10 protein-coding genes are annotated in these 14,820 nt (G+C 70.9%); 7 read left to right on the forward strand and 3 right to left on the reverse strand.

Annotation, left to right across the window (positions count from 1 at the left end; genetic code table 11):
* Positions 1–2: 2 nt before the first annotated feature.
* Together FHT38_RS16490 and FHT38_RS16495 are read left to right on the forward strand one after the other, a co-directional pair.
* Positions 3–611 carry a GNAT family N-acetyltransferase gene (locus tag FHT38_RS16490; RefSeq protein WP_091725728.1) on the forward strand — a complete coding sequence of 203 codons (609 nt, stop codon included), beginning with the start codon at positions 3–5 and terminating at the stop codon, positions 609–611.
* Positions 611–2,791 carry a S9 family peptidase gene (locus FHT38_RS16495; RefSeq protein WP_255488833.1) on the forward strand — a complete coding sequence of 727 codons (2,181 nt, stop codon included), beginning with the start codon at positions 611–613 and terminating at the stop codon, positions 2,789–2,791. Before FHT38_RS16490 ends, FHT38_RS16495 begins: the two co-directional genes overlap by 1 nt.
* 253 nt (positions 2,792–3,044) lie before the next feature.
* Here FHT38_RS16495 and FHT38_RS16500 read toward each other — a convergent pair whose 3' ends face one another.
* Entirely contained in the window at positions 3,045–3,362 is a 318-nt protein-coding gene (locus FHT38_RS16500) for a hypothetical protein (RefSeq protein ID WP_183492589.1), read from the reverse strand.
* A gap of 17 nt (positions 3,363–3,379) precedes the next feature.
* On the opposite strand from FHT38_RS16500, the gene FHT38_RS16505 reads away from it, so the two are divergent.
* Positions 3,380–4,597: a hypothetical protein gene (locus FHT38_RS16505; protein WP_183492590.1), complete on the forward strand. Its 1,218-nt coding sequence runs from the start codon at positions 3,380–3,382 to the stop codon at positions 4,595–4,597.
* A gap of 90 nt (positions 4,598–4,687) precedes the next feature.
* Here FHT38_RS16505 and FHT38_RS25095 read toward each other — a convergent pair whose 3' ends face one another.
* Positions 4,688–4,993 (reverse strand): hypothetical protein, encoded by a 306-nt coding sequence (locus FHT38_RS25095; protein WP_221213993.1) that lies wholly within the window; start codon positions 4,991–4,993, stop codon positions 4,688–4,690.
* On the opposite strand from FHT38_RS25095, the gene FHT38_RS16510 reads away from it, so the two are divergent.
* The gene (locus tag FHT38_RS16510; RefSeq protein ID WP_221213847.1) at positions 4,954–5,922 is read left to right on the forward strand and encodes a non-reducing end alpha-L-arabinofuranosidase family hydrolase; all 969 of its coding nucleotides are present in this window, start codon (positions 4,954–4,956) and stop codon (positions 5,920–5,922) included. The genes FHT38_RS25095 and FHT38_RS16510 overlap by 40 nt on opposite strands.
* Before the next feature lie 30 nt (positions 5,923–5,952).
* Here the strand turns inward: FHT38_RS16510 and FHT38_RS16515 are convergent, their stop codons facing one another.
* Complete coding sequence (locus FHT38_RS16515) at positions 5,953–7,245, reverse strand: EAL domain-containing protein (protein WP_255488834.1); 1,293 nt, start codon at positions 7,243–7,245, stop codon at positions 5,953–5,955.
* A gap of 132 nt (positions 7,246–7,377) precedes the next feature.
* Here FHT38_RS16515 and FHT38_RS16520 point away from each other — a divergent pair, with 132 nt between their 5' ends.
* Genes FHT38_RS16520 through FHT38_RS16530 form a run of 3 tightly spaced genes read left to right on the forward strand, consistent with a single transcriptional unit; the run spans position 7,378 to position 14,802 of the window.
* A complete protein-coding gene (locus tag FHT38_RS16520; RefSeq protein WP_183492592.1) occupies positions 7,378–8,571 on the forward strand; it encodes a VWA domain-containing protein in 1,194 nt (397 codons plus the stop codon).
* Entirely contained in the window at positions 8,568–10,499 is a 1,932-nt protein-coding gene (locus FHT38_RS16525; RefSeq protein ID WP_183481818.1) for an autotransporter assembly complex family protein, read from the forward strand. Before FHT38_RS16520 ends, FHT38_RS16525 begins: the two co-directional genes overlap by 4 nt.
* Positions 10,500–10,503: 4 nt before the next feature.
* Positions 10,504–14,802 (forward strand): translocation/assembly module TamB domain-containing protein, encoded by a 4,299-nt coding sequence (locus FHT38_RS16530; protein ID WP_183492593.1) that lies wholly within the window; start codon positions 10,504–10,506, stop codon positions 14,800–14,802.
* Positions 14,803–14,820: the final 18 nt, after the last annotated feature.

Consider the following 14,820-nt stretch of genomic DNA (forward strand, 5'->3'; position numbering starts at 1 on the left):
GCATGACCGCATCCACTCCCTTCACCGCGCCGGTCACCCTGGCCGGCCCGCACGCGCGGCTCGAGCCGCTGTCGCCCGCGCACCGCGAGGCGCTCGCCGAGGCCGCCGACGACGGCGCGCTGTGGAAGCTCTGGTACACGACCGTGCCGGCGCCCGAGCGCATGGCCGCCGAGATCGAGCGCCGGCTGGGCCTGCGCGACGCCGGCACGATGAATCCCTTCGCCGTCTTCGACGCGCAGGGCCGGGCCGCCGGCATGACGACCTACATGAACATCGATGCGGCCAACCGCCGCGTCGAGATCGGCTCCACCTGGACGCGCGCGTCCTGCCAGCGCAGCGCGCTGAACACGCAGTGCAAGCTGCTGCTGCTCCAGCATGCGTTCGAGACCCTCGACTGCATCGCGGTGGAGTTCCGCACCCATCGCCTGAACACGCAGAGCCGCCGCGCGATCGAGCGGCTGGGCGCGCAGCTCGACGGCATCCTGCGCTCGCACCTGCGCATGCCCGACGGCACGCTGCGCGACACCTGCGTCTACAGCATCACCGCGGCCGAATGGCCGACGGTCCGCAACCACCTGCAATGGCAACTCGACAAGCCCCGGAGCGCCTGATGGCCACGTCCAGGAAAACCACCGCCAAGCAAGACACCGCCAAGCGAGACACGGCCAAGGGCGAGACCGCCAAGCGCGCCAAGCGGGCCACCACGAAGCGCGCCCGCGCGACGATGGCGCTCAAGGCCCTGGACGTCGACGCGCTGTGGTCGCTGGCGCGACTGGGCGCGCCCAGCCTGTCGCCGGACGGCGCCCAGGCCGTGGTGCCGGTGACGCGCTTCGACATGGAGAAGAACCAGGGCGCGACCTCGCTGTGGCTGCTGTCCACGCTGGGTGGCGATGCGCGTCCGCTGACCTCCGCCGGCGAGAAGGACGGCCAGCCGCGCTGGAGCCCGCAGGGCGACCTCGTCGCCTTCGTCGCGCGCCGCGACCAGCAGGGCGACAAGGACGATTCCCCGCAGCTGTACGTGATCCCGCCCGACGGCGGCGAGGCGCGCCGCGTGACGAAGATGCCGTTCGGCGTCGAGGCCTTCAAGTGGTTCCCGGACGGCCGGCGCCTGGCCTTCGTGTCCTGGGTCGATCCCGCGCTCAAGGGCCAGGCCGCGCAGGCCCAGCGCCGCCAGGCCGAGAAGGATCGCAAGGACTCGGCCTATGTCACCGAGGAAGGCTTCTACCGCTTCTGGGACCATGCGCTGCCGATGGGCCGCGTGCCGCACCTGCATGTCGTCGACCTGGACAGCGGCCAGGTGCGCGACCTCTTCGAGGGCACCGACTACGAACTGAGCCGCGCCGAGCCGGATGCCGACAGCTTCGACATCTCGCCCGACGGCCGCCGCATCGTCTTCAGCTTCGACCCCAACACGCCCAAGACGCTGGAGCACCGCAACGCGCTGGCCGAGGTCGAGGTGCGCTCCGGCCGGGTCCAGGTGCTGCTGCATGAGCCGGCCTGGGACCTGGTCGCGCCGGTGTACAGCCATGCGGGGCACCACATCGCGTTCGTCGCCTGTCACCAGGGGCTGAAGCACACGATGCCGCAGCAGCTGGCGGTGCTGGACACCCATGGCCACTGGGCGGTGCTGTCGGAGGACTGGGACCAGGAGGTCGCCGCGCCGCTGCGCTGGGACGAGGACGACCTGGGCGTGCTCTTCTGCGCCGAGGAGCGCGGCCGCCGCCACCTCTACCGCTTCGACGTCAAGACGCTGCACGCCTTCCCGCTGTGCGAGGGCGGCCATGTCGGCGCCTTCGCGCTGGAGGCCGGCACGCTGGTCGTCCTGCATGACAGCGCGAGCTTCCCGCCGCGGCTGTCCGTCGTCGACCGGGAAGGCGATGCCGCGGAACAGGTGCTGCACCGGATCGAGTCCTTCAACGACGAGGCCTTGTCGACGCTGGCCTTCGGCGCCGTCGAGGAGCGCTGGTACGAGGGCGCGCTCGGCGAGCCGGTGCAGATGTGGCTCTACTATCCGCCGGGATTCGACCCGCGCCGCAAGACCAAGGCGCCGCTGATGCACCTGATCCACGGCGGCCCGCACACCGCGATGGGCGACAGCTGGCACTGGCGCTGGAACCACCAGGCGATGGCGGCGGCGGGCTACGTGGTCGCCTGCGTGAACTACCACGGCTCATCGAGCTTCGGCAATCGCTTCGCCGACTCGATCACCGGCCGCTGGGGCGAGCTCGAGCTGGAGGACGTCGAGCGCGCGACCGACCTGCTGCTCCAGCAGCCCTGGGCCGACCCGAAGCGGGTCTTCGCCACGGGCGGCAGCTACGGCGGCTACATGGTCGCGTGGATGAACGGCCATGTGCCGGCCGGCCGCTACCAGGCCTACGTCTGCCATGCCGGCTGCTACGACTGGACGGCGATGTTCGCCAACGACGCCTACCTGTGGCATGCGAAGGAGCTGGGCACGGCCTACTGGAAGGATCCGGCCAAGGTCGCGTCGCAGAGTCCCATCGGCTACGCGCAGCACTTCAACACGCCCACGCTGGTCATCCACGGCCAGCTCGACTACCGCGTGCCCGACGCGCAGGGTCTGGCCTACTACAACACGCTGAAGGCGCAGGGCATCGCCGCCCGGCTGGTGTGGTTCCCGGACGAGAACCACTGGGTCATGAAGCCGCGGAACTCGAAGCTCTGGTACGGGGAGTTCTTCGACTGGCTGAAGCGGCATGACCAGCCCCGAAAGGCCTCGCTGACTGGTGGCGAGGCGGACGCGCCACGTGCAAGACGCAAGAGAGCGTAAGAGACGTGTCGCGCCCGCGCCAGTCGGATCCAACCAAATCATCACCAATTCGTTTTGATGGCGTGAGCAGCCTCATCCGCTGCTCGACGGCAAGCCGCTTCGCGCGGCCTTCGCCCGCGTTGGGGCGTCCTCGCCCATGTCGCTGCGGGGCCATGGCAATGAAACGATCGCGCCGGTGATCGTGACGCCCACGGTGGGACGAACGCGACGTGTCCGCAAGAATCCGCGCGTCTCGTCTTCCCCGCCTGATTCGTCATGTCCGCAAGCACTGGCCGCGCGTCCTCGCAATTCGCCCTGTTGAGCCTCCTGGTTGCTTCCACGCTGGCGGCGTGCGGCGGCGGGGGGAGCGACAGCGCCGCCCCGACACCGTCGACTTCCGGCTCCCCCGCACCCGGACCTTCCACGGCACCGGCACCAGCGCCGCCTCCGGCACCTGCTCCCGCACCAGCTCCGCCTCCGGCACCTGCTCCCGCGCCAGCTCCAGCTCCAGCTCCAGCTCCAGCTCCAGCTCCGGCTCCAGCTCCGGCTCCAGCTCCGGCACCAGCTCCGGCACCAGCACCAGCACCAGCACCAGCGCCAGCCTCCGCGGTGGACTTCACCCTCAAGTGGACCGAGCTTCACCAGACCATGGACGGCTTCGGCGCCTCCGATGCCTGGCATGGCCCGTTGACCGGCGCGCAGGCGGACCTGTACTTCAGCACGTCCTCCGGCATCGGGCTGTCGCTGCTGCGCATGGGCATCAATCGTGACGGTGGCACCTTCTCCACCTGGAACAACGCGAAGCTCGCCATCGCGCGGGGCGCCAAGGTGTGGGCTTCCCCCTGGTCGCCGCCGGCGAGCCTGAAGACGACGGGCGACCTCAATTCCGGCTCCTTGCGCAGCGACGCCTATGCCACCTGGGCCACCACCCTCGCGTCGTTCGTGACCAACTTCAACGGCAACGTCGGCACTCCGCTGTACGCGATCTCCGCCCAGAACGAGCCGGACTTCGACACCAAGGGCCTCTACGACATGTGCCTGTACAGCTTCCCCGACATGGCCGCCTTCGTCGGCCGGCTCGGGGCGGCGGTCGCCGCGCTGAACCTGCCCTCGCCGCCCCGGATCCTGGCGCCCGAATCGGCGTCCTGGGACAAGCTCTGGAGCTATGCCTCGGCCATCGACGCCGACCCCACGGCCCGCGGCTACGTCGGCATCTACGCCACCCACCAGTACGGCGGCGTCGGCAAGTACCAGCCGCTGAACAAGCCGCTGTGGGAGACCGAGCAGTCCTCCTTCGAGGCCTTCGATCCTTCCATCGCCAATGCGCTGAAGGTGGGCGGCTGGATCAACGAGGCGATCGTCTCGGGCAACGTCACCGCCTGGCACTACTGGTGGCTCAACGGCATCAACGACGACAACGAGGGACTGATCGGCAAGAAGGGCGACTTCCAGCTGACCAAGCGGCTCTTCGCCCTGGGCAACTATTCGCGCTTCGTGCGCCCGGGGTGGGTGCGGATCGGCGTCGACGGCAGTGCTGGGGGACTCCTCATCACCGCCTTCAAGAACCCCGCCACCGGCGAGTTCGCCGTCGTCGCCATCAACGCGGGCGCCGCGACGACACGCACCTTCGCCGTCCCCGGCGCCGACGGCAGCGCCGTGTCGGCCTACGTGACGGCCGACACGGCCCTGGGCGCCATCGGCACGGACGGCAACCTGTCGCTCGGGTCGGCGTCCAAGCAGGTGCCGGCATCGATCCCGGTGGCGCAGGGCCGGTTCACCGCGCCGATCGCGTATGGCGTGACGACCTTCGTCGGGAAAACGAACTGACCCTTCTCTCGATCAACCGCCCCGCCGCCATGATTTCTCGCGCATGCAAGGTTGAACCGCCCCGCACCACCCGGATCCTGTCGGCGTTCGTCAGGGGCTGGGCGCTGGTGCCCTTCCTGCTGACGGCCTGTGGTGGTGGCAGCGACGGCAACCCGACCAATCCGCCGACCGCCAACAGCCCAGCCCCCGCTCCCGCGGCTTCGCCCACTCCGGCACCGGCACCGGCACCGGCACCGGCACCAGCGCCTGCTCCCGCACCTGCACCTGCACCTGCACCGGCACCTGCACCTGCACCTGCACCGGCACCAGCACCAGCACCAGCGCCTGCGCCTGCGCCTGCGCCCGCTCCTGCACCGGTGCCTGCTCCTGCTCCTGCGCCCGATCCGGCACCAGCACCCCCGTCTGCGCCGGCGCCCGCTCCCTGCGCCCTGCCGTCCTCGTTCTCATGGACCTCCACGCAGCCCCTGATCGCGCCGCAGTCGGCCAGCTTCGTGTCCATCAAGGATCCGACGATCGTCCGCTACAACGATCTCTATCACGTCTTCGCCACGGTCTTCGATACGTCCAGGAACGCCTGGAGCGCCGTCTATCTGAACTTCAGCGACTTCTCCAAGGCCGCCAGCGCGGTGCAGGTGCCGCTGGCCGGCAAGCCGGTGGGCGACGCCGTCGCGCCGCAGGTCTTCTACTTCCGGCCGCACAAGAAGTGGTACCTGATCTCGCAGTGGGGCGCCAAGTACTCCACCAACACCGACATCGCCAATCCCGACGGCTGGGCCGCGCCCCAGCCCCTGCTCAGCGGCGGACCGCCCAAGGCGCTCGACTACTGGGTCATCTGCGACAGCGAGAACTGCCACCTGTTCTTCTCCGCGGACAACGGCAAGCTGTATCGCTCCAAGACCCCCATCGGCAACTTCCCCAACTTCTCGGGCTACGAGACGGTGATGTCGGACGAGGCGCCGCGCCTGTTCGAAGCGAGCAACGTCTACAAGGTGGAAGGCACCAACCAGTACCTGCTGCTGGTCGAGGCCTACGGGCCGCGCTACTTCCGCGCCTGGACATCGACCAGCCTCGATGGCCCGTGGACGGCGCTGGCGGACAAGCAGTCGGCCCCGTTCGCAGGCGCCGCGAATGTGTCGTTCGACGGCCCGCGCTGGACCAACGACATCAGCCACGGCGAAATGATCCGCGCCGGTCACGACGAGACCTTGACCATCAACGCCTGCAACATGCAGTACCTGTATCAAGGCGTCGACCCGGCATCGGCAACGTCGACGGCGGACTACGACCGGCTGCCGTATCGGCTGGGCGTGCTCAAGGCGCGATGAACCGGCCCCCGCAACGCGACGCCGCGCCGCTCACGCCTCGTTCCAGTCGACGTCCCCGCACAGCACCCGCAACCGGCCGTCCTGCCGGTACGCCACCGAGACCGTCACGCACATCCGGGCGCCGTGCAGGCTCAGGTAGGGGCGGGTGACCTGGATCTCGCCGACCGTCTCGACCGCGCGGCGGAAATAGGGACGGCGCGCCCAGCGCGCGTCGCCGGCGCGCGCCATCGGGAGGAAGCGCGGATCGATCCCGGCCGGCCCGGTGGCCGGCACCGCGCGCGGGCCGAGCTCGCGACCTTCCTCGTCGAGCAGGTAGCACATCTGCGCGCCTTCGAGCCGCAGGAAGGCCTGGCACGCCTCGGCCAGCGACCGGCCCTGCTGCAGCGGTCCCAGCGCCAGCGCGAGCGCGCTGCGGAACGGCGTCAGCCGGTCCTGGTGTTCCCGCTGCCGCCGCGCCTGGCGCTCGTTGAACAGGCCCCAGACGTCCTCGAGCGCGGACACGCCCTCCTCGTCGCGCAGGAACGGCGCCGGATGCCCGAAGGCGAAGCCCTGCACCAGGTCCACGTCCGCATCCATCGCGATCTGCGCGTCCTCGGTGGTCTCGATGCCCTCCAGCAGCACCAGCGAGCCGCAGTCATGCAGCAGCGCCACCATCTGCGACAGCGCCCGCGCCATGCGCCGCGACCCGCGCGCGCGCACCAGCAGCGAACGGTCCAGCTTGACGATCTCCGGACGGATGCGCCAGATGCGGTCGAAGTTGGAATGGCCGACGCCGAAGTCGTCCAGCGCCAGCAGGCAGCCGGTCGCGCGCGCCGCCTCGACCGCGTCCTCGAAGGAGTCGTCGCGCGCCATCACGTCCTCGGTCACCTCGAACACCAGCCGGTGCGTGGGCAGTCCCAGTTGATGCACCACCTCCACCGCCCGCGCCAGCATCCGCACCTGCAGCGCGGCATGGTTGAAGACGGCCGGGTGGATGTTCAGGAACAGCCAGCAGTCCGGCTGCCGCTGCGCGACGAAGTTGTGGACGTGCAGCAGCCGGCACAGGCGGTCCAGCCAGACCTGCTGGTCGAAATTGCCGACGCCGTCGAAGGCGGTGACCGGCGTGATGGGCCGGCCGCGGTCGTCCTCGACGCGGATCAGGCCTTCATAACCGACCGGCCGGCGGTGCGGATAGCCGTAGACCGGCTGGAACGCGCTGGTCAGCCGGTAGTTCTCGTAGCTGCCGACCCAGCGGCCGCGCTCCTCGCGCACCGCGCCGTACAGCGCCTGCAGCATCGCCTCGACTTCGGCGTTGTCGTCGCCGTGGCCTTGACCGTGATCCATGCACCCGATCCCAACGTTGGAAGCTCCGCGGTCCCGCGGCCGCGGACCCGTGCGTGCCGCCGATGCTACGCCCGCGGACCGGTCAACCGGCATGGATAATGCCCGGATGCCCCGGAGTTCAGGGGGAGGCCCATGCTGATCCAGTTCTTCTACACGCTGCGCGCCGCCAAGCTGCCCGTCTCCGTCAAGGAGTACCTGACCCTGCTCGAAGCCCTGAAGGCCGGCGTGCTCGACGACCGCGCCGAGGGCGGCAGCGGCCCGACGGTCGACAAGTTCTACGCGCTCGCCCGCACCGCGCTGGTCAAGGACGAGGCCCTGTTCGACAAGTTCGACCGTGCCTTCGCCGCCTACTTCAAGGGCGTGGAACTGATGGGCGACCTGTTCAAGGCGCTGCCCCAGGAATGGCTCACCAAGCAGCTCGAACGCGAGCTCACGCCCGAGCAGCTCGCCCAGCTCAAGGCCCTGGACTGGGACGAGCTGATGGACACGCTGCGCCAGCGCCTGGAGGAACAGCAGGAGCGCCATGAAGGCGGCAGCCGCTGGATCGGCACCGGCGGCACCAGCCCCTTCGGCAACGGCGGCGTCAACCCGCGCGGGGTCCGCATCGGCGGCCCGGGCGGCCAGCGCAGCGCGGTCAAGGTCTGGGAGCAGCGCGCCTACAAGGACTACGACGACGGCATCGAGCTGGGCACCCGCAACATCAAGGTCGCGCTGCGGCGGCTGCGCCGCTTCGCGCGCGAGGGCTCGGAGCTGGAGCTCGACCTGGACGACACCATCCACAAGACCGCCGCCAACGCCGGCATGCTGGACATCCGCATGATTCCGGAGCGCCACAACAAAGTGAAGCTGCTGCTGCTGATGGACGTCGGCGGCACGATGGACGAGCACGTGCATCGCGTCGAGGAACTCTTCTCCGCGGTCAAGAGCGAGTTCAAGCACCTGGAGTTCTTCTACTTCCACAACTGCGTCTACGACTTCGTCTGGAAGAACAACCGGCGCCGCTTCAGCGAGAAGACCTCCACCTGGGACCTGATCCACAAGTACAACCGCGACTACAAGCTGATCTTCGTCGGCGACGCCACGATGAGCCCTTACGAGATCCTGCAGCCCGGCGGCAGCGTCGAATACAACAACGAGGAAGCCGGCGCCGAATGGCTGCAGCGGCTGACCAGCCACTTCACCAGGCACGTCTGGATCAACCCCGAGCCGGCCGGGGTCTGGCAGTACCGCCAGAGCATCTCGCTGATCCAGCAGCTGATGCAGCAACGCATGATGCCGCTCACGATGGGCGGCCTCGAACAGGCGATGCGCGTGCTCAACCGATGACGGCGACGCTACCGACGCCCTCGTTCCTCCGGCTTCTGCGGCGCCTGCTGCCGATCGTGGCGATCGGCGCGGCGGGCGCGATGCTGGGCGGCTGCTCGCTGCTGCCCACCGACCGCAAGGCCGAACTCAAGGTCGCCGCCACCGAGGAGCCGGACGAGGCCAATCCCAACGTCACGCGGCGCCGGATCTCCGCCTACGAGCTGACCGTCGAGGCGCCACCGGAGCTGCGCGCGCTGCTGATGCAGCACCTGGACCTGGCGCGCTTCCGCGACACGCCCGAGGACATGCGCCTGACCGCCGCCGAGCTGCGCCGGCTCGCCGCCGTCGCGCCCGAGCAGGCGACCAAGCTGCTGGAGACCGCCGGCTACTTCAACGCCAAGGTCAGGACCGAGGAAGTGGGCGACCTGAACGACGGCGTGCGCAACCTGCGCCTGATCGTCGAGACCGGCCCGCGCGCGCTGGTGCGCCAGATGGACCTGCGCATCGAGGGACCGCTCAAGATCGCCGCGGAGCGCGGCGACAAGCTCGCCGGCGCGCTCGAACGCACGCTGACCCAGAGCTGGCTGCTGCAGCCGCAGACCGGCTTCAGCCAGGGCGACTGGGCGGCCGCCAAGAACGCGCTGCTGACCCGCGCCCGCGCGCAGGGGTATCCGCTGGCGCGGATGACGCACAGCGAGGCCGTCGTGCAGGCCGACGACAACCAGGTCGACATCGCCGTGACGCTGGAGACCGGGCCGTTGTTCACGCTGGGCGAGTTGACGGTCGAGGGCCTGAAGCACCAGCCCGAGGACAGCGTGCGCCGCCTGGCCGGCTACAAGCTGCATCAGCCCTACAACGAGAAGCTGCTGCTCGACTTCCAGGAGCGGCTGCTGGGCACGCAGCTGTTCGACAGCGCCAGCGTCGAGATCCAGCCCGAGAGCGTCACGCCGCCGCCCGGCGCGGAGACGGTGGAGGTGCCGGTCACCGTCAAGATCCGCGAGGCGGCGCGCCAGCAGGTGACGCTGGGCGTCGGTTACCGGACCGTCGACGGCCCGAGCACCAGCATCGAATACACGCACCGCAAGCCCTTCGGCCTGAACATCCGCGAGCGCAGCAAGCTCGAGCTCTCGCGCGTGCGCCAGGCGCTGGACACCGAGATCAGCTCGCACCCGCAGCCCAACATGCAGCGCAGCCTGGCGCTGGTGAAGGTCGAGCGCATCGACGACAACGACCAGGTCAACCTCAACCTGAGCACCCGGCTCGGCTACGCCAAGGAGACCGAGCCCGAGGACCGGCTGACCTACATCGAGGTGCTGCGCGCCTGGGAGCACAAGCCCGACATCCCGACGACGGTGGCTGGCGCGGTCTCGCTGAACCAGCAGATGACCTGGCGCCGGCTGGACTCGCGGGTGCTGCCGACCAAGGGCTGGAGCGCGACGATGACGGTGGGCGGCGGCTGGGCCGACAGCTCGTCGGAGAAGAACGGGCCGTTCGCGCGCGCCACCGGCAAGGTGTTCTGGTACACGCCGCTGTCGGGCCGCTGGCTGTTCTCGACCCGGCTGGAAGGCGGCCAGATCCTGGCCAAGGGCAAGCTGGGCCTGCCCGAGGCGCTGCGCTTCCGCACCGGCGGCGACGACAGCGTGCGCGGCTACGGCTACAACGACCTGGGCCCGGTCAACTCCACCGGCGCGCAGACCGGCGGCCGCGTGCTGCTCAACGGCAGCGTCGAGGTCTCGCACCCCCTCACGCCGCGCATCCCGCAGCTGATGGGCGCGCTGTTCCTCGACGCCGGCCAGGCCGCGCAGAACTGGGGTGACTACCACCCCGCCTGGGCCTACGGCACCGGCCTGCGCTACCGCAGCCCGGTCGGCGTGCTGCGCTTCGACTTCGCCAAGGGCAACCTGGTGGACAAGTGGCGCCTGCACTTCAGCGTGGCGATCAGCCTGTAATCCGATGAGCGATCCCCGCGACGATCTCCCGCCGCCCGCGCCCTCCGGCGCGACGCCCGCCGCCGCGCCCGCGCCTGCTGGCCCCACCAACCCGACCGACGACGGCGACGCGGCCCGACGGCTGCGCCGTCGGCGACGCGGCCGCGGCCTGCTGTGGGTGCTGCTGGCCGTGCCGGTGCTGGTCGGCCTGCTGCTGCTGGCGCTGGTCTGGGCGCTGAAGACCGAAGGCGGCACGGCCTACGTGCTCGCGAAGGTGCCGGGGCTGACGCTGCAGCAGGCGCGTGGTCGCCTGCTGGGCGACTTCGACGTCGACCGCGCCGAGCTGGTGCTGCCCGGCACCGAGGACCGCATCGTCCTGGAGCAGCTGCAGTGGCGCAATGTGCGGCTGGCCTGGAACCGGTCGCCGCTGCTGTGGGGCGAGGTCCGGGCGGACCGGCTGGCCGTCGCGCGGCTGCGGGTGCAGATGGCGCCCAGCGCGTCGACCGAGCCGGCGAAGCCGCCGCTGAGCCTGCTGTCGCCGGTGGCCATCACGATCGCCGACCTCGAGATCGGCGAGCTCTTCGCGCCCGGCCTCGACCAGCCCCTGCGCGGCCTGCGCGGCAGCGCGGCGCTGGGCAGCGACGGCGGCCAGCAGCACGCGCTGACGGTCAGGTCGCTGGCCTGGCAAGGACTGACCCTCGCCGGCGAGGCTCGCATCGCGACGCGCGACGACCTGAAGCTCGCCAGCCGCTGGACGCTGAGCCAGCCCACCGGCGAGCTGCCGTGGACGGCGCCGTTCCAGTTGGACGGACCGCTCGCGGACCTGACGCTGAAGGGCTCGCTCGAGGCGGCAAGGCAGCGGCTGCAGGTGCAGGCGCGGCTGCAGGCCTTCGCGCCCTTCCCCGTCGCCCAGCTGCAGGCGCGAGCGCAGGACCTGGATCTGGCCGCGCTGCTGCCCGGCACCGACGGCGTGCCGCGCACCGGCCTGACCGGCCTGGTCACGATGACGCCGAACGCCGACCGGTCGCTGAGCGTCAAGGCCGACCTGGACAACGGCGCGGCCGGCCGTCTCGACCAGGACCGCCTGCCGCTGCGCGCGCTCCAGCTGGACCTGTTGCTGGACCCGTCGAACTGGACCCGGCTGCGCCTGCCGCGGCTCGATGCGCAGCTGGCCGGCGGCGGACGACTGCAGGCCGTCGGCCAGACCAGCCAGTCGGGCGGCAGTGCGCTGACGCTGCGCCTGACCGGCCTGGACAGCCGCCAGATCGATGCACGATGGCCGCTGGTCCAGGCCCGCGGCGAACTGAAGCTGGGCACCCCGGCAAGCCTGGCCGCACGGGGCGCCGACCCGGTCCTGACGGTCGAGGGCGACCTGGCCGGCGTTCTGGGCCAGGGCAAGCTGCAAGCGCCGCTGGAAATGACGCTGGCGGCCGAGCTTCGGCAGCGGTCCGTCGCGCTGCAGCGGCTGCAGGCCCGCTCCGGCCCGGCGACGCTGAAGGCCGAGGGCGAGTTCACCCTCAACGAGGTACTTTCCCTCGCCGAGGGCTGGAAGACGCGGCTGGAGGCTTCGGTGCAGGGGCTGGATCCGCGCCGCCTGAGCGCGGAGCCTCTGGCTGAAGGCGCACTGCCGCAGGCGCTCAACGGCCGCCTGCAGGCGACGCTGCAATCGGTGCGCGGCAGCCTCTGGCCGCAAGGCAAGGCCGAGTTCGACCTGCAGCCCAGCCAGTGGCAAGGCCTGCCGCTGAGCGGCCAGCTTCGCTACAGCCGCAACGGCGCGACCGCGCCGGACCTGTTCGCCGACCTGAAACTGGCGGACGCCACGCTGCAGGCGCGCAGCCGCATCAACGCCTCGGCCCGTCGCGAACAGGTCGACCTCTCGATCGAGCTGAACGCGCCGAAGCTCGCCAGCCTGCAGCCGATGCTGCGCGCCCGCTTCCCGCAGGCGACGATCGTCGGCAGCGCCCAGGCGCAGGCCAGCGTCGTGCTGGTCCAGCCCGGCGCCCGCCAGGTGCAGTACGGCAGCGACGGCAAGTGGCAGCTGCAGGGCCTGGGCCTGTCCGGCGTGCCGGGCCTGCCGGCGAATTCCGGCAGCCGGCCGGCGCTGCAGCTCGATGCCGCCTCGGGCCAGTGGTCGCTGTCCAGCCTGAAGGACGCCCGCCTCGCCTGGACGACGCAACTCCGCCAGTTGCGCCTGCCGCAGCAGAGCACGCGGCTGGACGACCTGCAGCTCGAGCTGTCGGGCAGTTGGGCCCAGCATCGCCTGACCCTGACCACGCAGGGCCAGGTCCCGCTGCCGCCGGTGCTGACGCAGCCCACCGCGACCAAGGTGGTCGCGCGCGCGCAGGCCGCGAGCGGCGCGGGCGGCACCCTCGCCCAGACCGTGCCGCTGGACCCGCAGGGCGCTCGCGCCCGGCTCGCGCTGGAGGGCGCGCTGGACACCGATCCGCTGCAGGCCTGGCGCCAGGGCGCGAACTGGCAGGCCCGCAACCTGGCGCTCGCGCTGGAAGCCAGCCAGCAGCCGACGCCGCTGCTCAAGGCCGGGCCGCTGGCACTGGCGCTGCGGCTCGACCGCGGCCTCGATCCGCGGCAGGCGGCGCTGGCGCCGGGGCGGATGGAGCTGCTCGGCGCCGGCCTGCGCTGGGACCGGATGAACTGGCAGAGCTCGTCGCGGTCCGACCTGCCCTCGGGCGAATGGGACGTGCAGGCCGCGCTGGAGCCGCTGGCCGCGGCGCCGGTGCTGAACAAGCTGCAGCCGGACTTCGGCTGGGGCGGCGACCTCCAGATCGAAGGCCGCTTCAAGTCGCGACGCGACGCGCGCGGCCTGACGGTGGACGCGATGATCGAGCGCACCCGCGGCGACCTGACCGTCACCGACGAAGTCAGCACCCAGCGCCTGGGCTTGACCGACCTGCGCCTGGGCGTGATCGCCGACCAGGGCGTGTGGCACCTGGTGCAGGGCGTGGCCGGCGAGAACATGGGCGCCGTCGGCGGCGCCCTGAGCTTCCGCGCCGCCAACGCGCATGCGCTGCCGACGCCGGGCGCCAAGCTCGAAGGCGGCATCGAGGCCAAGGTCGACAACATGGGCAACTGGGGCCCGTGGCTGCCCGCCGGCTGGCGCCTGGGCGGCAGCCTCGCGGCGACGCTGAGCTTCGGCGGCACGCTGGGCGCGCCCGAGATCCGCGGCCAGGCCGGCGCGCAGAAGCTCTCGCTGCGCAATCCGCTGATGGGCGTGGACATGCAGCAGGGCGAGCTGGCGCTGACCATGAGCGGCCGCGAGGCCCGACTGGAGAAGTTCAGCGCCCGGGCCGGCAACGGTACGGTGAACATGGACGGCACGCTGCGCTTCGGCGCCCAGCCCAGCGCCGAGCTCTCGCTGAAGGCGGACACCTTCGCGCTGCTGCAGCGCGTGGACCGGCGCGTCGTCGCCACTGGCGCCGCGCAGCTCAAGGCCAGCGCACAGCTGCTGGACCTGAAGGGCCAGTTCGTCGTCGTCGAGGGCCTCTTCGACTTCTCCCGTGGCGACGCGCCGCAGCTCGACAGCGACGTGCAGGTCGTGCGCCAGAGCGCGCCGCCCAAGGCGGTGGACGGCAGCGGCAAGCCGATGCGGCTCAAGCTGGACCTCGACCTGGACCTCGGCCGGCGGCTGCAGCTCAAGGGCTACGGCATCGACACGCGCCTGCGCGGCCTGCTGCATGTGGCGCAGGACGGCCAGCCGAGACCGCAGATGACCGGCGAGGTCCGCAGCGAAGGCGGCACCTTCAACGCCTACGGCCAGAAACTGGTGGTGGAGCGCGGCGTGTTCAGCTTCGTCGGGCCGCTGGACAACCCGCGGCTGGACGTGCTGGCGATCCGCCCCGGCATGGAGAACGAGGACGTGCGCGTGGGCGTGACCGTGACCGGCACGGCCAACAGCCCGCGGATCCGGCTCTACTCCGAGCCCGACATGAGCGAAACCAACAAGCTGTCCTGGCTGGTGCTGGGCCGCTCGCCGGACAACCTCGGCCGCAGCGACACCGCGCTGATGCAGCGCGCCGCGATGGCGCTGATCAGCGGCGACGGCGAGAGCGCCAGCGACAAGCTGATCCACAACATCGGCCTGGACGAGCTGTCCTTCAGCGGCGAGGGCGACGACGCGCGGGGCACCGTCGTGCGGCTGGGCAAGCAGGTGAGCCGCAACGTCTTCGTCGCCTACGAGCGCGGGTTGAACGCGACCACCGGCTCCTGGCAGGTGATCTACAAGCTCGCGCAGCGCTTCACGCTGCGGGCGCAGGCCAGCGAGTACCAGCAGGGGCTGGACGTGATCTGGCAATGGAAGTGGGAGTAGCGGGGCTGTAGCGGGCCT

The organism is Mitsuaria sp. BK041, from assembly GCF_014193085.1.
Lineage (GTDB): Bacteria > Pseudomonadota > Gammaproteobacteria > Burkholderiales > Burkholderiaceae_C > Roseateles.